This window comes from Cognatishimia coralii, assembly GCF_037478305.1.
In the GTDB taxonomy this organism is placed as follows: Bacteria; Pseudomonadota; Alphaproteobacteria; order Rhodobacterales; family Rhodobacteraceae; genus Cognatishimia; species Cognatishimia coralii.
The window spans coordinates 50,243-69,625 of the sequence record NZ_JBBGAZ010000010.1; the positions used below are offsets into that span (position 1 = coordinate 50,243).

The window sequence follows — 19,383 nt, forward strand, 5'->3', positions numbered from 1 at the left end:
ATAATGTAGATTGACTCTTATATAAGAGTAAATATATATTTTGCCCAAGCTGTTTTAGTAAGAATCGGAGTACCCCATGGCTGAAATCCCGCATCTTTTGGTTCACGAGCACGACGACAACGTCGGCGTTGTCGTGGTTGAAGGCCTGACCGCAGGCACGGACATGCTGGTCTGTGTGACCCACGACAATTCCACCTTCCGCCTCACCTCGGGCATGGATGTGCCGATCGGGCACAAGATCGCTCTGAAGGATTTCAAAGAGGGCGACACCGCGATCAAATACGGCGAAGACATCGGCAAAATCATCGCCGACATTGCCAAGGGCGACCACGTCCACACCCACAATTGCAAAACCAAACGCTGGTAAGGAGAGACGTCATGGCTTCCAAATATTCAAACCTGACCGTCAAAGGCTACCGTCGTGAAAACGGCCGTGTGGGTGTGCGCAACCACGTGGTGATCCTGCCGGTGGACGACATTTCGAACGCGGCCTGTGAAGCGGTTGCGAACAACGTCAAAGGCACAATGGCCTTGCCCCACGCCTATGGCCGTTTGCAATTCGGCGAAGACCTTGAATTGCATTTCCGCACCATGATAGGCACCGGCGCGAACCCAAACGTCGCCGCTGTTGTGGTGATCGGGATCGAACCCGGCTGGACCAAACGCATCGCCGACGGCATCCGCGCGACCGGCAAGCCTGTGTCCGAGTTTTCGATTGAACAGAAGGGCGATTTCGAAACGATCCGCGCCGCAAGCTGGGCCGCGAAGGAATACGTCCACTGGGCAACCGAGCTGCAACGCGAGGAATGCTCGATTTCCGAACTCTGGGTCTCGACCAAATGCGGAGAGAGCGACACGACGACGGGTCTTGGTTCCTGCCCGACTGTTGGCAATATGTATGATAAGCTGCTGCCAGAAGGCATCTACGGTTTCTTCGGCGAAACCTCTGAGATCACCGGTGCCGAGCACATCTGTCAGAAACGGGCGATCAACGAAGAGGTTGGTGAGCGTTGGTACAAGATGTGGAAAGCCTATCAGGACGATGTGATTTTCGCACACCAAACCGATGACCTTTCTGATAGTCAGCCGACCAAAGGCAACATTGAAGGCGGTCTGACCACCATCGAGGAAAAAGCTCTGGGCAACCTCGAGAAGATCGGCCGGACATCGCAGTACATCGACATTCTGGAACCAGCCGAAATGCCAGCCTCTGGAAATGGCCTCTACTTCATGGACAGCTCGTCTGCGGCAGCGGAATGTGTGACCCTGATGGCCGCAGGGGGCGCCGTGATCCACACCTTCCCAACCGGGCAAGGCAACGTGGTCGGCAACCCGATCGTGCCTGTAATCAAGATCACTGCGAACCCGCGCACCGTCCGCACCATGAGCGAGCACGTCGACGTGGATGTCTCGGGCATCCTGCGCCGCGAGATGACCATTGATGAAGCAGGTGACGAGTTGATCGACATGATCTGTCGCACCGCGAATGGCCGCAACACGGCAGCCGAGGCTCTGGGTCACCGCGAGTTCTCGATGACCAAGCTTTATCGCTCGGCATAAACCAAACTGGCGGCCCTTGCCAAAGGGGCCGCCGATCTGCCTAATCCCCCCATGAGCGACGTTGAAAATATCAGCCTTTCTGAGGCCAGATCCTTGATGACCCGCGCCTTTCGCGCTGCGGGCGCACCAGAAGCCACAGCCGCGTCAGTCGCCGCAGCGCTCGTGCAGGCCGAAGCCGAAGGGCAAGTCGGCCATGGGTTTTCCAGGCTTTCTGACTACGTGGCGCAGGCCAACAGCGGCAAGGTGGATGCCAGCGCCATAGCAAAGCTCTCTAAACCGTCAACGACTGCGATCCACGTGGATGCAGGCAATGGCTTCGCCTATCCAGCTCTAGATATGGCGTCAGAGGCTTTGATCGAGACGGCACAGACTCACGGCTGCGCCTTTGCAACCATCGCGAATTCCCACCACTGCGGTGCGCTTTCTGTTCAGGTCGACCGGATCGCGCAGTCCGGTTTGGTTGGCATCATGATGGCCAACACGCCCAAAGCCATAGCCCCCTGGGGCGCGAAAGACGCTATGTTTGGCACGAACCCAATTGCCTTCGCCGTGCCGCGTGCGGATGAACCGCCGATGGTGATCGATCTGTCCTTGTCCGTCGTTGCCCGCGGCAAAGTCATGCACGCCAAGAAGTCGGGCAACGCGATCCCCGCTGGCTGGGCCTTTGACGCGGACGGCAGTCCCACGACCGATCCAGAAGCGGCGCTCGCAGGGACAATGGCCCCAATCGGTGGCGCAAAGGGGACCGCTTTGGCGCTGATGGTAGAAATCCTCGCGGCCTCAATGACCGGCGCAAATCGCAGCACCGAGATGTCGTCCTTCTTTACCGCCGATGGCCCGCCGACAGGCGCAGGACAATTCCTTATGGCGCTGAAGCCACATGACGCAGAGGGGTTTTCCGCAAGGTTAGAGCCTCTTTTGAGCGACATCGCGGGGCTTGAAGGCGCGCGCCTTCCCGGCACGCGGCGCATCGTGTCTTTGGAAAACGCGCAGGAAAACGGGTTGAGTGTTCCTAAGGCCTACTTGGACCAAGCACGCGAATTGGCGGGTTAGGCTTCAACCCACATTTTTGAGATCTCTGAATGCGCCGTCTCTACAATGTCTGGGAAGGCCACGTCTGATCGCCGTAGCAGAAACACCTTGCGGCGCTCCGTCAGCTCTTCGATGTCGCGAAAAACCAGACCGTCGCCGCCCAAAGGCACCACCGAAGGTGGCAGAACTGACACCCAATCCCCTTCACGCAGCATCGCGAGCAGGGATTGCAAGTTGCGGACAGTCAGGCCCACGTTGCTCAGCCGAGTGCGAAACTTGGACAGCTGAATCTGGTCGCAAAGCTCGTTTCGAATGAACTCAGCTTCAAACACGTCGGCCAGCGTAAGCGGACCCGGTTTCAGCGCCAAAGGGTGCGCCTCGGACATAACGAGGCCAAAGGCATCGCTGAACAGCTCGACCGCCGTCACGCCTTTGATCGGCTGTGTTGCCGAGGCAATACCGAGGTCAGCCCACCCACTGCTCAGCGCCTCGATGACTTGCGGCGTATCCGTGTCGCGCAACTCCAGCTTAATCCCAGGAAACGCGCGCGACAGGGCGCGCACCAGCTTGGGAAAAACCAGAGCAGCCAAAGACGGCACGGCGGCGACTTTCAAAACCCCTTGCGGTGCCTGCGCCAAAAGGTCGATCGACTGAACCGTCGTGTCAAAACTGCGCACCTGAGACTGGCTGAGGTTCAAGACCTGCTGCCCGAGAAGGGTCAGGCGATTTTTGCGGTCGCTTTCAAACAAGGGGCGACCAAGATGGTCCTCTAACGCCTTAAGGGTCATGGACACAGCCGATTGAGTCCGCCCGAGTTGCGCCGCGGCATCCGAAAGATTTCCCGCCTCGGCCACGGCGCAAAAGGCGCGCAGCATCTCTAGCTTGATCGTCACTTCAGATTTCCTGAAATTTACTTCAATTGTTTAAATTTGACTGATGCGACGATGAAAGTCCACTCTGACCTAAACTTCCAAAAGATCGAGAGCGCACGTGACTCATAAGAACCTCATCGCCGGTGACTGGCTGGATGGCGAAACAAGCATCGAAAACCGCAATCCTTCGGATGTGACGGACCTCATCGGCCGCTATGCGCAGGCCTCATCGGAGCAACTCGAGGCAACACTCGATCAAGCGCGTCAGGCCCAGCGCGAATGGGCGGCCTATGGGCTGGAACGCAAACAAGCTGTTCTGAACGCAATCGGCAATGAAATGATGGCGCGGGCCGAGGAACTTGGCCACCTGCTGAGCCGCGAAGAAGGCAAACCGCTGGCTGAGGGCAAAGGCGAGGTCTATCGCGCGGGGCAGTTCTTTACCTATTACGCGGCCGAATGTCTGCGCCAAATCGGTGAGAACGCGGATTCGGTACGCGACGGGATCGAGATTGACGTGCGCCGTGAACCGGTCGGCACGGTCGCTATCATCAGCCCTTGGAATTTCCCGACGGCCACGGCCTCGTGGAAAATCGCTCCGGCGCTCTGCTACGGCAATGCCGTGGTCTGGAAGCCGGCCAATGTGACACCTGCCTCCGCAGTCGCACTCACGGAGATCATCGCAAAACAGGACATCCCAAAGGGTCTGTTTAGCCTTGTGATGGGGGCAGGTGGCACGATTGGTCAGGCGCTTGTCGAAAGCCCAAAGATCGACGCAATTTCTTTCACTGGCTCTGTGCCCGTGGGCAAAGGCATTGCGGCGGCGGCGATCCAGAACCTGACCAAAGTGCAGATGGAAATGGGGTCCAAGAACGCTCTGGCCGTCATGGATGATGCAGATCTGGATCTGGCCGTGTCGCTCGCTTTGGGCGGCGCTTTTGGCGGTACGGGGCAGAAATGCACGGCCTCGTCGCGGCTGGTGGTGCATGCGGGCGTGCACGATGCTTTTGTCGAGAAACTGATCGCAGGCGCGCTGGCCATGAAGGTCGGCCATGCACTGGAAGACGGCACCCAGATCGGTCCGGTGGTTAGCCAGCAGCAACTGGATGATAACCTCGCTTATGTAGAGCTTGGCAAATCGGAAGGGGCAGAATTGGCCTGTGGCGGAGCACGACTGACGATGCCGCATGACGGGTTCTATATGTCTCCGGGCGTATTTCTGGGCACGAATAACCAGATGCGGATCAACCGAGAAGAGATGTTCGCGCCTCTGACCTCGGTGATCAAAGTCGACAGCTACGATGAGGCTCTGGCCGTGGTGAATGACACCAACTTTGGTCTGACCTCCGGCATCGTCACCCAAAGCCTTGCCCGCGCCACCCATTTCCGCCGCAATGCACGTACAGGTGTTGTCACGGTAAACCTGCCGACCGCAGGCACCGACTACCACGTGCCATTTGGCGGACGTGGAGACAGCTCTTATGGCCCGCGCGAACAGGGCAAGGCGGCGGCTGAATTCTATACGACGGTGAAGACCGCCTATATCTCGGCCGGGGATCCAAGCTGATGCTCATCGACGGCCTTCAGTATGCCAATTGGTCGGAAAAGATCTTTCGCCAGATGCGTGAAGGGGGCGTTGATGCGGTGCATGTCACCATCGCTTACCACGAGACATTCCGCGAAACGGTTCTGAACTTTGAAAAATGGAACCGCTGGTTTGAGCAATACCCGGATCTGATCTTGAAGGGTCAATGGGCCAGCGACATTGACCGGGCGCGGGAAACGGGTCGCACTGCGGTGTTTTTCGGCTTTCAGAACCCCTCGCCGATTGAAGACGACATTGGCCTTGTCGAAATCCTCCACACGCTCGGCGCTCGGTTTATGCAATTGACCTATAACAATCAGTCGCTGCTTGCGACCGGCTGCTACGAGGCAGAGGACACCGGCATCACGCGTATGGGCAAGCAGGTCATCAAGGAAATGAACCGCGTCGGTCTGGTCATCGACATGAGCCACTCGGCGGATCGCTCCACGATTGAAGCCGCCGAGATTTCGGAACGCCCCATTGCCATAACCCACGCCAATCCCCACGCGTGGCACCCTGCCCTGCGCAACAAGCGCGACGATGTGATCCGCGCGGTCACCGAGAATGGCGGTATGATTGGCTTTTCCGTCTATCCGCACCATCTCAAGGGGAAGACGGACTGCACTCTTGAGGACTTCTGCGAGATGATTGCGCGTACGGCCGACAGGTTTGGCGTAGAGCATTTGGGGATCGGCACCGACCTATGTCAGGATCAACCGGATTCGGTTGTAGAGTGGATGCGCGTGGGACGCTGGAGCAAAGATATCGACTATGGCGAAGGCTCTGCCGCAGCGCCGGGCTTTCCAGAAATGCCGAGCTGGTTCAAGGACAACCGCGACTTTGGCAACATCGCCCAAGGCCTACGCGCGACTGGCATGAACTCTGACGAAGTGGCAGGGATCATGGGTGGCAACTGGTACCGCTTCTTTGCTGAAAATTTCGGACCTCAGGGATGATCGAGCGCCGCCCCGCCCGTCAGGTCATGCGCCTCAAACGGCTGGGGTCTTTGCATCAATGCCGGCTAAGCTTCATGCGCCAGCTCACCCGTCGTATGGCGTCAGAAAACTGGACCTTTGAGCGGATGGTCTTCGACATTGATGCGGCGGGCGTGGGTCATGCGGTCTATGCCACGACGGGGCCTGACAGGTCATACTCATTGGTCGCCTTCGCACATGACCTGCCAGACGACATGCGCAGCGACAGAGTCATCGCGACCGCCTGGGATACGACCTTTGCTCTTTTTGATGGCACCCCTACCGCGGACGACATCGAGCGTTTGTCAAAGAACGTGCCCTTCCAGGAAGCCGGGCGGATCTCGGAAAGCGAGCTAACTCTTTCGCGCGCCAATCGGTCGATGCGTCTTTGGTCGCATGTGGTCTCGGCTTTGGCCTCTGGGCAACAGCCCGATCCCGCGCAGATCGAGGCGGTTGGATACCTAATGCGCACGACGGCGGTCTATGGGTCAGGAAAATTCGGTGCGGCGGATCGCGCGACATATGCCAAGCGACCTGAGTTCCAGAGTCCGTTCCAAGCTGAACTTCTAACGGTTTATTTGATCCGCTGGTTTGTCCGTGATCTGATCGAGCATATGGCACGAGTTCAAGGCGGTGCATCTGCGGTACCTCTGGCCCCAGCTATCGCCCGACAACTTGGAATTGGAAACTCGACTGGCCTTGGCATGGCGCCTTTCCTGATCAATCACCCAGTGCTGTTCAACAACTGGATCATGGCGCGCGAAGAGGCGATTGCCCGCGTACGGCGTATACCCGAGGCTTCGCCGCTTGAGGTGTCGACTTTTGAAGCGCTGTTTGTGCGTACTAAGGTTTCAGTGGCGCGCTGGCGGTCAGAGCATCCGATCCAGATTGAGAAACTGGCCGACTTGCGCCGGGACTTAGGGAAACTGGAAGCAAGGCTGGCTAATGGTGTTCTGAACCAGAAAGATCCATGGAACTCACTGTACCGATGGGGCGAAGGGAACCTGAGCGAAGAGGGGCAGGAGCTCGTCGCCTCGCTCATGCTGGAGGCCTATCCAGAGCTAACGGACGGCTTGGCAAGCTGCATGACCGATGCCCGCGAAGATGCCTTGGCTCTGGACGGCAGCGCGTCGGTGGCACAAACCCGTGGACAGCTCGAAACCGCCTTCGGTTGGGCAAAGGAGGTCGACTGGCACGAGCAAACGAATTGCGCACGAGCTTGGTATGTTTCGGAAGAAAAGCTGGAGCCGCGTCTGGGCGAGCGTTTTCAAGAACCTATTGCAGACTATGAGCAACCGCTTGCTCCGGCGCGCGACGCCGTTGCTGCACTGAAGGATTTGGAAAACTGGAACCCTGACGCTCCGATTGCAGAGTTTCTCGAGACGCATCCAGAGCACCGCCACACAGTCCGCCGCGCTCAGGTCGTGGAGTTCGCGCCTTACAGCGAGATACAGGACAATACGATTTCGTCCGAGGTGATGCCCATCGATATGCTGCGTGCCAAACTGTCGTTTTTTGGGGCCACGCATTTTGATCCCAGGTCCGACCGATGGGTGCGTATCTGCATGTATGCCGGCGCGCCCTATCCGGAAGACCTGACACCCGAGACGTCAGACTTGTGGGTTTATCCTGAGGCCGCACCATGAGCTTTTCTCTGAATGAAGTCGAGGCTCAGGCCAAAAAGGCGACACGTGGCGCTGGGTATTCCTGGGGCATGGCTGAAGAGGCGGGAAGAGCCACAGCATGGCTCTGTGCACAGGGGCGCGATGGGGTTGCTGTCCTCGCGGCTGTTTTGGACGCAGCTCCGGACGCTGACCATTGTTCGCTAGCGCAAGGCACGCGGCTTTGCGATCGCGCGAAGATCGCGCCATCACAAAATCGCGTGCTGCACCGCGTTTTTCAGCCGTTGCTTTTATTGCCTTTCGTTGGATTTGCGTCGCGGCAAATCGGGCAACCACTTTCCATCACTTGGGAGGGTGGCAGTGCAGTCACCGACGGAGCCTCGCTGTGCATCTTGGGTCGGGATCCAGATGCGCAGGCTGATCTGGCAATCGCGATCCACGCAGGTACCTTCACCGCCGGCACCAAATTCACCCGAGCCACACCCGACAGCAGCGCTTGGGACATGCTCTCGCAGTTCGCGCATCGCACCTATGCCCCCGCTACCGAGGAAAGCCGTCGCCTCGGCGCTGGCGACTCTCAATCAAACGCCCTTTAGTCCGAGGTTCTTATGATCGAAACCAAAACACTCTCACTTTCTGAAATCGAAGACATCTCGTTTCGCGCCCTGACGGCGGTTGGCACATGTGAAAGCAACGCAAGGCCCCTGGCCGTAGCGACCGCGGCCACCGAAGCGGACGGCGTTGCAAGCCACGGGCTCGCCTACATCCCGATCTACTGCGAGCACGTCACATGCGGCAAGGTGGACGGCCAGGCGACACCTGTCGTCTCCACGCCGCGTCCTGGAGTCGTGACCGTGGATGCAGCAACTGGATTTGCTCATGCGGCCATTGATGCAGGCTTTGACGCCTTGATCCCCATGGCGAAATCACAAGGCATTGCGGCACTCGCCATCCACAACAGCTACAATTGCGGCGTGCTGGGTTATCACACGCATCGGCTCGCCAAAGCTGGCCTTTTGGGGCTTGGGTTCACGAATGCCCCTGCATCGATTGCACCTTCTGGTGGAGCAACACCCGTTGTCGGAACCAACCCTTTCTCGATCGCCGCGCCCGGCGCTGATGGGCCTGCGGTTCTGATCGACCAAAGCGCAAGCACAATCGCCAAATCCGAAGTCATGAAACACGCCCGTGAAGGCAAACCAATTCCGGTGGGCTGGGCCTTGGACGCAGATGGCAACCCGACCACTGATCCAAACGTTGGCCTAAAGGGTTCTATGGCGCCATCGGGTGGCTACAAAGGTGTCGGCGTCGCGCTTTTGACTGAGATCATGGCGGCGGCCATGACCGGCGCGACCTTGGGCATCGATGCATCGCCGTTTTCGGGCACAGCGGGTGGACCGCCCAAGACCGGCCAGTTCTTCATGGCGATAGATCCTGGCGCCACGTCGGCAGGCGCATTTGCCCAGCGCATGGAAGCTTTGGTCGGTGCTGTAAAGGCCCAGGACGGCGCGCATTTGCCTGGCGACGGACGTGGTGCCGCACGCAAACGTGCCGCGGCAGAAGGCGTCGCAGTCAATGTTGCGACCCTCGAAAAAATCGAGGCGATCATAGGCTGATCGCCAATCAAACGGTACGGTGTGACTTGCTTTATAGGGTGTGCTTTCGAGCGCGCCCTGGACGTCAATTCGAGGCTGCAATCCCCAAAACTCGATTGACCTCCGGATTGCTGAAACTATTGGGACGTGTCAAACATGCGGGTAATCCATCGGATTTTCTGACTTAACGGGACAACATGGCCACACTCCTTTCTACAGAAAAAGCCTTGAAATATGCGCGGAGTGCCGAGAGCCAACAGGACTGGGAAACTGCTTTTGATCTCTACCAAGGTGTGCTGTCTCAATTCCCAAAGAACCGTCGTGCGCAAGCTGGGTTAAAAGGTCTGAAATCCAAGGCCGTCAAGAGCCTGTTGCAAGACGCGAAAGATGCGCAGGCAAAACAAATCTGGTCTAAGTCACAAGCGCATTTGGCCCTGGCTTTTAGAATGGCACCCGAGGTGCCGGAAATCGGAACCGCTCTTGCGCATCTTCATTTGCAAAATGGTGCACCATCTGAAGCCCTAGAAACGGTTGAAACGTTGCTTTCAAACCGACCCGACCTTGACGAGGCACAACTAATTAGGGGCATCGCGTTGCGCGATCTTGGCCGGTTTCAAGAGGCGAAGCGTGTCTTTGAAGACATGCCCGAGACAGCCGACTCTTTGACGAATCTTGCGATCTTGGCCCGCGCGACTGGGGATCAGGACACGGAGTATGACCTGACCCAAAAAGCCGTGAAACTCGCGCCCCAGTCGCCTACCGTCCATTGGAATTTCGCCAACGCTCAAACATACGAGGCGGGCAACCTTCACGTGTCTCAGATGCTAGAGCTTGTTGACGCCTACGCGCCAAATGACACGAATGCAGCCCCTCTCCGTATGGCCCTCTTTAAGGCGTTTGATGATCTAGGGGACAGTAATGTCGCCTTTTCGCACCTGAAAGAGGCCAAACGTTTGGCGCAGAGCGCAACGCCATACGATTTCAAAAAAGATGCTCTACGCTATGCGCTAGGCAAAAACATTTTTGCGAACAGCCAATTGCCAGCTCCGACAGACGCACTTGGGGGCCCGATCTTTGTGACGGGGCTGCCTCGCAGCGGTACGACTTTGGTTGAGCGGATCGTGTCGCAGGATCCAAGAACCACGGCCTGTGGGGAACTGTCGGTGGTAGAACGCGCGGCAAGTGGACTTTTGCAACGCTTCATAGATCGAGAGATCAGTGCGATAACGCCTCAGATCTTGCAGGACTTACGGTCAGAAATCCTCGAAGGTATGGAGAAACACGCTCCAACGGGTCAGATCATTATCGACAAGATGCCTTTGAATTTCAGATGGATCGGCTACATCTGTGCAGCCCTGCCAGAGGCACGCATCATTCACCTGAACCGCGATCCGATGGCCGTTGCTTGGTCTCTTTACAGGCATCTTTTCGCAGGGCTGGAGAATGGCTTCTCAAACTCGATGGAGGACATTGCTCGGTTCATGGTTCTGCATCGCGAACTGATGACATTTTGGAAAGGCGTCTGCCCTGCGCAGGTGCTCGACATCAACTACGCGGATTTAATTGCGAACCCAAAAGACACCACGCAAAGAATGGCAGAGTTCACGGGCCTGACTTGGTCGGAAGACTGGCTGCACCCAGAGACGGCAAATAGCCATGCTTTGACGGCGAGCGCGGCGCAGGTGCGAAAACCCATTTATCAAGGCAGTGACGAGGGGTGGAGACGCTACGAGGCGCAACTTGCGCCTCTGAAGCAGATGCTGATTTCGACAGGATTGCTTTCGCCTCAGTGACCCAGAAAAGGGGGCCGAAGCCCCCCTGATCTAACGTATTGTGTTTGGCTTAGTTCAGCGCCGCATCTGTGATCGCGTGGGTCCAAGCACCTTCTGGCGCCTTGGTGATCACAGGGTCAGAACCGCCGGCCAGCAAGGACGCGACTGTGCGCTCATAGTCCGCTGGGTCCAGAGCACCATTGCTGCCCGCAGTCAGCTTGGCGATTTCACCCATCATGCGTTTCTGGTGCTTTTCGGTTTGTGCACCGGTCGCATCATTGTCCAGAACGATCTCTGCCGCCTCATCAGGGTTCTCTTCGGCGTATTTCCAGCCCTTCATGGACGCGCGCACAAAGCGGACCAGCTTGTCGACTTCGGCCGGGTCAGACAGTTTGTCTTCCAGCACATAGAGGCCGTCTTCCAGTGTTGCCACGCCATTGTCTTCGTATTTGAACACGACGAGTTCTTCTGGGGTCAGACCTGCGTCAATCACCTGCCAGTATTCATTGTAGGTCATGGTAGACACACAAGCCGCTTGGCCTTGCAGGATTGGATCGACGTTAAAGCCCTGCTTCAGAACCGTCACACCGTCCGCACCGCCATCGGTGGAGATGCCGAGCTGGCTCATCCAGCTCAGGAAGGGGAATTCGTTGCCAAAGAACCAGACGCCAAGGGTCTTGCCTGGGAAGTCAGCGGTTGTGGACACGCCCTGATCCTTGCGGCAGGTCAGCATCATACCCGAGGATTTGAACGGCTGCGCGATATTGACCATCGGCAGGCCTTTTTCGCGCGCGGCTAGCGCGGCTGGCATCCATTCGACAGTGACGTCAGCACCGCCGCCCGCCAGAACCTGTGTTGGCGCGATGTCTGGACCGCCGGCGTTGATCGTGACGTTCAGGTCTTCTTCGTCATAAAAACCCTTGTCCAAGGCCACATAATAGCCCGCGAACTGGGCCTGCGTGACCCATTTCAATTGCAATGTAAAATCGTCAGCCGCCTGCGCTGTGGACGCAAGTGCCGCGAGGGCGAAAGCTGTGAGAGTCTTTTTCATCGTAGTCTCCTGGTTGGATTTACTGGGTGCTATTGTTTTTTTCTTTGGGACGGGTGCCAGAAGGTCACGGCCTTCTCGACAAGGGCAACCCCTCCATAAAATGCCGAGCCCGCAAGAGCGGCGACGACAATCTCTGCCCACACAAGGTCAAGGGCGAGCTGCCCGACGCTGGTGGAAATTCTAAATCCCATGCCTTTGATGGGAGAGCCGAAGAACTCGGCAACGATGGCCCCGATCAGCGCCAAGGTAGTGCCGATTTTGAGGCCATTGAAAATGAACGGCATGGCCATCGGCAGGCGCAGTTTCAGAAGTGTGGTTAGGTGGCCCGCGGCGTACGTCCGCATGAGGTCGCGCTGCATGGCTGAGCTTTCCTGCAGGCCCTGTACAGTGTTCACGAGCATCGGGAAGAAGACCATGACCACAACCACCGCGGATTTGGACTGCCAGTCAAAGCCGAACCACATCACGAGGATTGGCGCGATGCCGATGATCGGCAGGGCTGCCATAAAGTTACCGATGGGCAAGAGGCCACGTTTCAGAAAGTCATAGCGGTCTACCAAGATCGCCAGAAGGAAGGCCGAGCCACAGCCGATAATATACCCGCTCAGCGCGCCTTTCACGACGGTTTGCACAAAGTCGACCCAGAGGATGTCGAGTGAGCTCGCAAAGGTCACGGCAATCACGCTGGGTGCAGGTAGCAGCACGGGTGAAATGTCGAACCCATGCACGAGGCACTCCCACACAAAGAGCAGCGTAGCCCCGAAAACAGCGGGTGGCAGCAGTGCATAGATCCCTTTGTTGGGCAGACGCGAGAGGCGCACGTTCAAAAGCCATCCCGCGACCCAAGCGATCACTCCGAAAAGAAGCCACATCATGCCATGCCCATCCTTTTCAAAGAGACCTTTTGCAGCAGACCGATGATGCCGACCATCGAGGCCGCAAGCGCTGCGGCCATCAGAAGAGCTGACCAGATCTGAATGGTTTGCCCATAGTAAGACCCAGCCAAGAGGCGCGCGCCGAGGCCTGCGACGGCACCCGTGGGCAGCTCTCCGACGATGGCGCCGACAAGGCTCGCGGCCATGCCGATCTTCATCGAGGTAAAGAGGTAGGGCATCGAGGACGGCAGGCGCAGCTTCCAGAATTCCTGCGTGCCGCTGGCGCTCCAGGTTTTCATCTGATCAAGCTGCATGGCATCGGGGCTGCGCAGACCTTTGACCATGCCGACAACGATTGGGAAGAAGGACAGATACATCGAGATGATCGCCTTGGGCAGCAGCCCCGATATCCCGATGGAATTGAGAACCACAATGATCATTGGCGCAATGGCAAGGATCGGGATGGTTTGACTGGCAATGACCCAAGGCATCACCGTGCGATCCATCACGCCGCTATAGACAATGCCAACAGCCAAAGCGAAACCCAGCAGGGTTCCCAGACCAAAGCCCAGCAACGTGGCCTGCATGGTGATCCAGCTGTGGTAAATCAGCGAGCGTTTGCTGGTGATTTTCTTTTCGACGGTCGTCTTCCAGATTTCCGCCCCAACCTGATGCGGCGCTGGCAAGCGCGGCTTTTCTTGGCTCCAAGTGTCTGCAATCAGTTCGGATGTCGAAAGGGTCACATCGGCCCGCTTGGCCTTGTCCAACGCCCAAGCGGAATTCAACGCCACAGCCGAGCCATACCAGATGGCAATCAGCGCCGCGATCATGGTGAGGACGGGAACAATGGATCTCATCGCGTCCACTCCATGCGCAATTCGCGGATGGTCGAGGGGGGATCGGGGTCGAATTCTTTGACCGGCTTAAAGCCTTCGCGCTTGTAGAACCGTTGCGCACCTGAGTTGGGCACATGGGTGTTCAGGCTCAAGAAATCGCGGCCCTCTTTCACTTTGTTCATCAGCCGCTTGCCGTGCCCCTGCCCCGGCGTGGCGCAGTAAAAGCCCCAGATGTGATTGGCCTCTGCCTCGCAAGACAGATAGGCCTCGACGGGATCACCTAAAACCCACATTTCGCGTTGGGGCATACCCTTGCCGATCATGGCCTCGATCTCTTCGGGGGGCACGTCACGATCCATCCACGGCGTCTCATCAATCCACGCGTTTATGATCGCCGCAATCGCTGGCACATCTTCCTGAGTGGGACGGCGGACCTCCATCATCACACCTCATGTCCTGCACGAAGACCGTCGCGGACGCGATGCGCGATCTCGATGAATTCCTTGCTGTCGCGGATATCCAGCGGCCGGTCTTTGGGCAGAGTGCTTTCGATGACATCGGTGATCCGACCCGGACGTGGAGACATCACGACGATCTTGGTCGAGAGGTATACCGCCTCTGGGATCGAGTGGGTCACAAACCCTATGGTTTTCCCGGTGCGCTTCCAAAGCGCCAAAAGCTGTTCATTCAGGTGATCGCGCACGATTTCATCCAAAGCGCCGAAGGGTTCATCCATAAGCAGGATATCCGCATCGAAACTCAGCGACCGCGCAATCGAGGCCCGCTGCTGCATACCACCCGAGAGCTGCCACGGGAATTTCTTGCCGAAGTCTTCCAATTCGACCAGCTCGAGCACCTCTTTCACGCGACGCTCTTGCTCGGCCTTGTCCATGCCCATGATTTCCAAGGGCAGTTTGATATTGCCAGCAATCGTGCGCCAGGGGTAAAGGCCTGCCGCTTGAAAGACATACCCATACGCCCGCGCACGGCGTGCCTCGTCAGGGCTCATCCCGTTCACAGTCAGCGACCCGCCCGTCGGAGTCTCCAGCGCCGCCACGCAGCGCAGGAAGGTGGTTTTGCCACAGCCTGAAGGGCCAATGAACGACACGAAGTCGCCCTTGTTGATTTCAAGATCCACGTTCTTCAGCGCGTGCACTGGGCCGTCGTTGGTCTCAAATGTCAGGTCCAGCGCCTGGGCGCGGATCACGGCATCTGTCATAGTTCCCCCTGTCGCAGATTTCGCGAGCATGTTTTCGCCCTTTGGGCTGTCGTTCTATACCCCGGTGGCCGGAATACCCGTGCGCCGCACAGGACGCGGCGCAGTCAGATCTTTCCAGGTCGAAAGGGCTTTGTTCACGGTGCCATTTGCGTCGCGAGACACGAACTTGCCATGACCCTCTTGCGTCTTAATTTCTCCGTCCGCAACAGCGACTTGTCCGCGTGTCAGAGTATAGCGTGGCAGGCCTTTGACGTGCTTGCCCTCAAAGACGTTGTAGTCGATCGCAGACTGTTGATTGCCCGCCGTGATTGTCTTCTCTTTCTCAGGATCCCAGACCACGAGGTCTGCATCGGCACCCACCAGAACCGCACCCTTCTTCGGATAACAATTCAGGATCTTGGCGATATTGGTCGACGTCACAGCCACAAATTCATTCGGTGTCAGACGACCTGTCGCAACGCCGTGCGTCCATAGCATCGGCATCCGGTCTTCAAGGCCTCCGGTACCATTCGGGATCTTGGAGAAATCACCGACACCATAGCGTTTCTGCTCGGTCGTAAAGGCGCAGTGATCTGTGGCCACCACACTGAGGGACCCCGACTGCAAGCCCGCCCAAAGCGATTCCTGATGACGCGCATCCCGGAACGGAGGCGACATCACACGGCGCGCGGCATGGTCCCAATCATCAACGAAATATTCCCGCTCATCCAAGGTCAGGTGCTGGATCAGAGGTTCACCCCAGACGCGCTTGCCTTGCTGACGCGCACGGCGGATCGCTTCATGGGCCTCTTCGCAGGACGTATGCACCACATAGAGCGGCACACCCGCCATATCGGCGATCATAATGGCGCGGTTTGTGGCCTCGCCTTCGACCTGGCTGGGGCGCGAATAGGCGTGGCCTTCGGGGCCGGTATTGCCTTCGGCGATAAGCATTGCGGTGAGTTCCGCGACCACATCTCCGTTTTCGGCGTGGACCATGGCGATGGCGCCAAGTTCAGAGAGGCGGTTGAACGACGCAAAGAGCTCATCATCGTTGACCATCAACGCGCCTTTATAGGCGAGGAAATGTTTGAACGTATTGATGCCGCGCTGCTGAACCACGGTCTGCATGTCGTTAAAGACCTGCTCGCCCCACCAGGTGACCGCCATGTGGAAGGAATAGTCGCAGTTCGCGCGGGTGGATTTATTGTCCCAACGTTTGATCGCGTCCAGAAGGCTCTCACCCTGATTTGGCAGGCAGAAATCGACCACCATGGTGGTGCCGCCTGCGAGCCCCGCGCGGGTGCCAGATTCAAAATCGTCGCTGGAATAGGTGCCCATAAACGGCATTTCCAAATGCACATGCGGATCAATACCGCCGGGCATGACATAACAGCCTGTCGCATCCAACTCTTCGTTTCCAGACAAGCCCTTACCGATTTCCGTGATCACTCCGTTTTCGATAAGAACATCGGCCTCATAGGTCAGATCTGCGGTGACAATTGTGCCGTTTTTAATGACTGTCGACATGGCTACACTCTCCCTTAAGTGTTGGCGAATTGCGCTGGGTAACGGGCATTTAAGAAATTTCTGACATCGTGACGCTCAACAGAGTTTTGCAGGCGGAATCGATGACACGACGATGGATAATGGCCAGTTTTTTGGGGCTGATTTTGTCTCTGATGGTGCCCCGCATCGCGGCGGCAGAAGACTGGCTCTTGGTGGAAACGCGCAAGGTGCCAGACAGTTGCGCTCATCCCCTGATCTGTTTGCCAAAATCCGAATTGGCCTCGCGCCATTTGCTTAAGCTCACGCGTAAGAACCAAAACAGCTTCTTTGGCTTTTTGAAATCTGTTGCCAGTGTCAGCGGCATTCCCGATGCGGCTGTGGCCGGACTGCATCCGCCGGAACCCCAAGCGCTGCACAAACTGGACCTCGCGCCCAAACTGCGCCCGCTTGTTGATCACCCCGGCGTCTATTTTGACACGGTGAAACTGGATGAGGGTGAGGCTACCGCAGAGTTTTCGGAGTATATCAAACGAAAGCTTGGGGCCCTGGGACTGAAGTTTCTGACCGAAGAAGAATGGGAGGCCACGCCAGGCAAGCCGACCCTCTCGATCCGCTATGCCGCGCGACTTGAGTCCGCTGGGTGCATCGTGCCCTTTTCTGTCTCTATGACCCTCAAAGAAGAGGTCGTTTTGGTGCGTGACCCAAGCCAGAAAATCAGCGCGACGATCTGGAGTTATTCGCGCCGACAGAATCTTGCGAATACGAACTACGGCCCCACCAATTCGCTTTGGGAAATCGTTGCGAAATTCGAAAAGGACTGGCGCGAAGCGAATAGCGCTGGCTGATCTTTGGCCAGAAGCGGACACGATATGATCAGCCACACTGCGCATCAGCTGACGATTTCGGCCGTCTCTAATACGGCATGCATCAAGACATCCGTGCCTGCCGCAGCCCACTCTTTGGAGATTTCTTCGGCCTCATTGTGAGACAGGCCGTCGACACAGGGACACATGATCATTGCCGTGGGCGCGACATCGTTGATCCAACACGCATCATGCCCAGCGCCGCTGACGATATCCATATGCGAATACCCTAGGCGTTCAGCAGCGTCGCGGATGGACCCAACCAGCGTTTCGTCAAAAGCTGGAGGATTGAATTGACCGACGATCTCGCAGGAAAATTCTACTCCGATCTCTTCACAAAGCTTTGGCGCTTTCTCCATAAGCTCATCTGCCATCGCGTTGAGCTTGTCCAAAAGATGCGTCCGCATATCGACGGTAAAGACAACTTTGCCCGGGATGATGTTGCGAGAGTTCGGATAGACGTCGATATGCCCGATCGCTCCAACCGCATTGGGCTGGTTCTTCATCGCGATTTCATGCACAAGCTCGGTGATCAACGCGAGGCCGCGCCCTGCGTTCTTGCGCATGCTCATCGGAGTCGATCCGGTGTGGCTTTCCTTGCCAGTCACGGTGCATTCGATCCAGCGTAGCCCCTGTCCGTGGGTCACGACGCCAATATCCTTGTTTTCGGCCTCTAGGATCGGCCCCTGTTCGATGTGCAATTCAAACATCGCGTGCATCTTGCGCGCACCGACTTCTTCGTCGCCAACCCAGCCAATGCGTGCCAATTCGTCACCAAATCGTTTGCCCTCAGCATCAACGCGGTCATAGGCCCAATCCTGCGTGTGTTTGCCCGCAAAGACGCCGGACGCCAGCATCGCAGGGGCAAAGCGCGTCCCTTCTTCATTGGTCCAGTTGGTCACAACAATCGGATGTTTCGTCTTGATCCCAAGGTCATTCATCGTGCGGATCGCTTCAAGGCCCCCTAGGACGCCAAGTACCCCATCATACTTGCCGCCCGTGGGCTGGGTATCCAAATGCGAGCCGACATAAACCGGCAGCGCCTCTGGATCCTCGCCAGCGCGGGTTGCAAACATATTGCCCATGGTGTCCACCCCCATGGTCATGCCTGCAGCCTCGCACCATTCCTGAAACAGGGCACGCCCTGTCGCATCATCATCGGTCAGAGTTTGACGGTTGTTACCGCCTGCGATGCCGGGACCAATCTTGGCCATCTCCATCAAGCTGTCCCACAGCCGATCCCCGTTGATCTTCAGGTTTTCCCCTGGAACCGCCATCTTAACCCTCCACCGAAAACATCAAACATGGTCTTGTCTGAAAAAGTTCCTGACCATATGGTCAAGAAGAGGTCACCATATGTTGACTAACCGGTCAAGATTTTTTTCAGGATGAAACCACCCATGGCGCAAGCAAAACGCGCAAGCAGCAAAAAAGAGCGTCGCCAGGAAAGCGAAACGCTTATTTTGGCAGCAGCAGAAAAAGTCTTTGCCGAAGCCGGATATGGCGGTGCCACAATGCAACTGATCGCGGATCTCGCGGGCCTGCCAAAGGCCAACCTGCATTATTACTTCCCAACCAAAGAAGCGCTTTATCGTCAGGTGGTTGAAAACATTTTCCAGATCTGGCTTGAAGCTGCGGATGCCTTCGACGAAGCGGATGGTCCTCGAGAGGGATTGGGCGCTTATATCGACGCAAAGATGGAGATCAGCAGACGCCAGCCCGCAGGCTCCAAGGTGTGGGCCTTTGAGGTCATGCACCGCGCTCCAATCATTCAGGATTATTTAGAAACCACTTTGATGGAGTGGACGAAAGGGCGGGCTCAGCTGATCCAGGGCTGGATCGAGGAAGGCCTTATGGACCCGATTGATCCGCAGATTCTCTTGAATATGATTTGGGCCACAACCCAGCACTATGCGGATTTCAGCCACCAAATCGAGGTTCTGAATGGCAGCGAACCTCTGTCGGATGCGCAGTGGGCTGCCGCAAAAGCGGATGTGAAAAACATCATTCTAAAGGGTTTGGGCGTCAAATAACGCGTCTGG

Annotated in this window: 19 protein-coding genes; 11 read left to right on the top strand and 8 right to left on the bottom strand. The window is 57.2% G+C overall.

Features of this window, described 5'->3' with window-relative positions; translation table 11 throughout:
• The first annotated feature begins 76 nt into the window (after positions 1 to 76).
• From WG622_RS15190 to WG622_RS15200, 3 genes are read left to right on the top strand one after another with little or no spacing between them, the layout of a single operon-like run.
• Positions 77 to 367 carry a UxaA family hydrolase gene (locus tag WG622_RS15190; protein ID WP_209357547.1) on the top strand — a complete coding sequence of 97 codons (291 nt, stop codon included), beginning with the start codon at positions 77 to 79 and terminating at the stop codon, positions 365 to 367.
• An 11-nt stretch (positions 368 to 378) separates the two neighbouring features.
• The gene (locus WG622_RS15195; protein ID WP_339404366.1) at positions 379 to 1,560 is read left to right on the top strand and encodes a UxaA family hydrolase; all 1,182 of its coding nucleotides are present in this window, start codon (positions 379 to 381) and stop codon (positions 1,558 to 1,560) included.
• Between the two features lie 51 nt (positions 1,561 to 1,611).
• A complete protein-coding gene (locus tag WG622_RS15200; RefSeq protein WP_339404367.1) occupies positions 1,612 to 2,613 on the top strand; it encodes an Ldh family oxidoreductase in 1,002 nt (333 codons plus the stop codon).
• Here WG622_RS15200 and WG622_RS15205 read toward each other — a convergent pair.
• Positions 2,610 to 3,485: a LysR family transcriptional regulator gene (locus WG622_RS15205; RefSeq protein ID WP_339404368.1), complete on the bottom strand. Its 876-nt coding sequence runs from the start codon at positions 3,483 to 3,485 to the stop codon at positions 2,610 to 2,612. The two genes, WG622_RS15200 and WG622_RS15205, sit on opposite strands and share 4 nt — an antisense overlap.
• A 97-nt stretch (positions 3,486 to 3,582) precedes the next feature.
• Here WG622_RS15205 and WG622_RS15210 point away from each other — a divergent pair, with 97 nt between their 5' ends.
• The 6 genes from WG622_RS15210 to WG622_RS15235 all read left to right on the top strand — a co-directional run bounded on the left by WG622_RS15210 (position 3,583) and on the right by WG622_RS15235 (position 11,030).
• Positions 3,583 to 5,028, top strand: coding sequence for an aldehyde dehydrogenase family protein (locus WG622_RS15210; RefSeq protein ID WP_339404369.1), 1,446 nt, complete (start codon positions 3,583 to 3,585; stop codon positions 5,026 to 5,028).
• The gene (locus WG622_RS15215) at positions 5,028 to 6,002 is read left to right on the top strand and encodes a membrane dipeptidase (protein WP_339404370.1); all 975 of its coding nucleotides are present in this window, start codon (positions 5,028 to 5,030) and stop codon (positions 6,000 to 6,002) included. The genes WG622_RS15210 and WG622_RS15215 overlap by 1 nt, the downstream gene beginning before the upstream one ends.
• Positions 5,999 to 7,666, top strand: a complete 1,668-nt coding sequence (locus tag WG622_RS15220) for a hypothetical protein (RefSeq protein WP_339404371.1) — start codon at positions 5,999 to 6,001, stop codon at positions 7,664 to 7,666. The genes WG622_RS15215 and WG622_RS15220 overlap by 4 nt, the downstream gene beginning before the upstream one ends.
• Positions 7,663 to 8,238 (top strand): DUF3726 domain-containing protein, encoded by a 576-nt coding sequence (locus WG622_RS15225; RefSeq protein WP_339404372.1) that lies wholly within the window; start codon positions 7,663 to 7,665, stop codon positions 8,236 to 8,238. Before WG622_RS15220 ends, WG622_RS15225 begins: the two co-directional genes overlap by 4 nt.
• Positions 8,239 to 8,250: 12 nt before the next feature.
• Positions 8,251 to 9,258 carry an Ldh family oxidoreductase gene (locus tag WG622_RS15230; RefSeq protein ID WP_339404373.1) on the top strand — a complete coding sequence of 336 codons (1,008 nt, stop codon included), beginning with the start codon at positions 8,251 to 8,253 and terminating at the stop codon, positions 9,256 to 9,258.
• Positions 9,259 to 9,434: 176 nt separating this feature from the next.
• Positions 9,435 to 11,030: a tetratricopeptide repeat-containing sulfotransferase family protein gene (locus WG622_RS15235; RefSeq protein ID WP_339404374.1), complete on the top strand. Its 1,596-nt coding sequence runs from the start codon at positions 9,435 to 9,437 to the stop codon at positions 11,028 to 11,030.
• Positions 11,031 to 11,079: 49 nt separating this feature from the next.
• Here the strand turns inward: WG622_RS15235 and WG622_RS15240 are convergent, their stop codons facing one another.
• From WG622_RS15240 to hydA, 6 genes are read right to left on the bottom strand one after another with little or no spacing between them, the layout of a single operon-like run.
• Positions 11,080 to 12,060, bottom strand: coding sequence for an ABC transporter substrate-binding protein (locus WG622_RS15240; protein ID WP_209357557.1), 981 nt, complete (start codon positions 12,058 to 12,060; stop codon positions 11,080 to 11,082).
• Positions 12,061 to 12,089: 29 nt separating this feature from the next.
• Complete coding sequence (locus WG622_RS15245; RefSeq protein ID WP_209357558.1) at positions 12,090 to 12,935, bottom strand: ABC transporter permease; 846 nt, start codon at positions 12,933 to 12,935, stop codon at positions 12,090 to 12,092.
• Positions 12,932 to 13,792, bottom strand: a complete 861-nt coding sequence (locus WG622_RS15250) for an ABC transporter permease (protein ID WP_339404375.1) — start codon at positions 13,790 to 13,792, stop codon at positions 12,932 to 12,934. Before WG622_RS15250 ends, WG622_RS15245 begins: the two co-directional genes overlap by 4 nt.
• Positions 13,789 to 14,214, bottom strand: coding sequence for a GNAT family N-acetyltransferase (locus WG622_RS15255; protein ID WP_339404376.1), 426 nt, complete (start codon positions 14,212 to 14,214; stop codon positions 13,789 to 13,791). Before WG622_RS15255 ends, WG622_RS15250 begins: the two co-directional genes overlap by 4 nt.
• Complete coding sequence (locus WG622_RS15260) at positions 14,214 to 15,020, bottom strand: ABC transporter ATP-binding protein (RefSeq protein WP_438839175.1); 807 nt, start codon at positions 15,018 to 15,020, stop codon at positions 14,214 to 14,216. Before WG622_RS15260 ends, WG622_RS15255 begins: the two co-directional genes overlap by 1 nt.
• A gap of 24 nt (positions 15,021 to 15,044) precedes the next feature.
• A complete protein-coding gene (hydA, locus tag WG622_RS15265) occupies positions 15,045 to 16,499 on the bottom strand; it encodes a dihydropyrimidinase (RefSeq protein WP_339404377.1) in 1,455 nt (484 codons plus the stop codon).
• Between the two features lie 119 nt (positions 16,500 to 16,618).
• Between hydA and WG622_RS15270 the strand changes: the two genes are divergently transcribed.
• On the top strand, positions 16,619 to 17,323 hold the full coding sequence (locus WG622_RS15270; protein ID WP_339404378.1) for a hypothetical protein: 705 nt from the start codon (positions 16,619 to 16,621) through the stop codon (positions 17,321 to 17,323).
• Between the two features lie 44 nt (positions 17,324 to 17,367).
• Here WG622_RS15270 and WG622_RS15275 read toward each other — a convergent pair whose 3' ends face one another.
• Positions 17,368 to 18,618: a Zn-dependent hydrolase gene (locus tag WG622_RS15275; RefSeq protein WP_339404379.1), complete on the bottom strand. Its 1,251-nt coding sequence runs from the start codon at positions 18,616 to 18,618 to the stop codon at positions 17,368 to 17,370.
• 123 nt (positions 18,619 to 18,741) lie between these two features.
• Between WG622_RS15275 and WG622_RS15280 the strand changes: the two genes are divergently transcribed.
• Positions 18,742 to 19,374: a TetR family transcriptional regulator C-terminal domain-containing protein gene (locus tag WG622_RS15280; RefSeq protein ID WP_339404380.1), complete on the top strand. Its 633-nt coding sequence runs from the start codon at positions 18,742 to 18,744 to the stop codon at positions 19,372 to 19,374.
• Positions 19,375 to 19,383: the final 9 nt, after the last annotated feature.

Bases quoted from the DNA above. Each gene is read 5' to 3' on its own strand.
- WG622_RS15190 (WP_209357547.1), top strand. From the start codon at position 77: ATGGCTGAAATCCCGCATCTTTTGGTTCACGAGCACGACGACAACGTC.
- WG622_RS15195 (WP_339404366.1), top strand. From the start codon at position 379: ATGGCTTCCAAATATTCAAACCTGACCGTCAAAGGCTACCGTCGTGAA.
- WG622_RS15200 (WP_339404367.1), top strand. From the start codon at position 1,612: ATGAGCGACGTTGAAAATATCAGCCTTTCTGAGGCCAGATCCTTGATG.
- WG622_RS15215 (WP_339404370.1), top strand. From the start codon at position 5,028: ATGCTCATCGACGGCCTTCAGTATGCCAATTGGTCGGAAAAGATCTTT.
- WG622_RS15220 (WP_339404371.1), top strand. From the start codon at position 5,999: ATGATCGAGCGCCGCCCCGCCCGTCAGGTCATGCGCCTCAAACGGCTG.
- WG622_RS15225 (WP_339404372.1), top strand. From the start codon at position 7,663: ATGAGCTTTTCTCTGAATGAAGTCGAGGCTCAGGCCAAAAAGGCGACA.
- WG622_RS15230 (WP_339404373.1), top strand. From the start codon at position 8,251: ATGATCGAAACCAAAACACTCTCACTTTCTGAAATCGAAGACATCTCG.
- WG622_RS15235 (WP_339404374.1), top strand. From the start codon at position 9,435: ATGGCCACACTCCTTTCTACAGAAAAAGCCTTGAAATATGCGCGGAGT.
- WG622_RS15240 (WP_209357557.1), bottom strand. From the start codon at position 12,060: ATGAAAAAGACTCTCACAGCTTTCGCCCTCGCGGCACTTGCGTCCACA.
- WG622_RS15245 (WP_209357558.1), bottom strand. From the start codon at position 12,935: ATGATGTGGCTTCTTTTCGGAGTGATCGCTTGGGTCGCGGGATGGCTT.
- WG622_RS15250 (WP_339404375.1), bottom strand. From the start codon at position 13,792: ATGAGATCCATTGTTCCCGTCCTCACCATGATCGCGGCGCTGATTGCC.
- WG622_RS15255 (WP_339404376.1), bottom strand. From the start codon at position 14,214: ATGATGGAGGTCCGCCGTCCCACTCAGGAAGATGTGCCAGCGATTGCG.
- WG622_RS15260 (WP_438839175.1), bottom strand. From the start codon at position 15,020: ATGCTCGCGAAATCTGCGACAGGGGGAACTATGACAGATGCCGTGATC.
- hydA (WP_339404377.1), bottom strand. From the start codon at position 16,499: ATGTCGACAGTCATTAAAAACGGCACAATTGTCACCGCAGATCTGACC.
- WG622_RS15270 (WP_339404378.1), top strand. From the start codon at position 16,619: ATGGCCAGTTTTTTGGGGCTGATTTTGTCTCTGATGGTGCCCCGCATC.
- WG622_RS15275 (WP_339404379.1), bottom strand. From the start codon at position 18,618: ATGGCGGTTCCAGGGGAAAACCTGAAGATCAACGGGGATCGGCTGTGG.
- WG622_RS15280 (WP_339404380.1), top strand. From the start codon at position 18,742: ATGGCGCAAGCAAAACGCGCAAGCAGCAAAAAAGAGCGTCGCCAGGAA.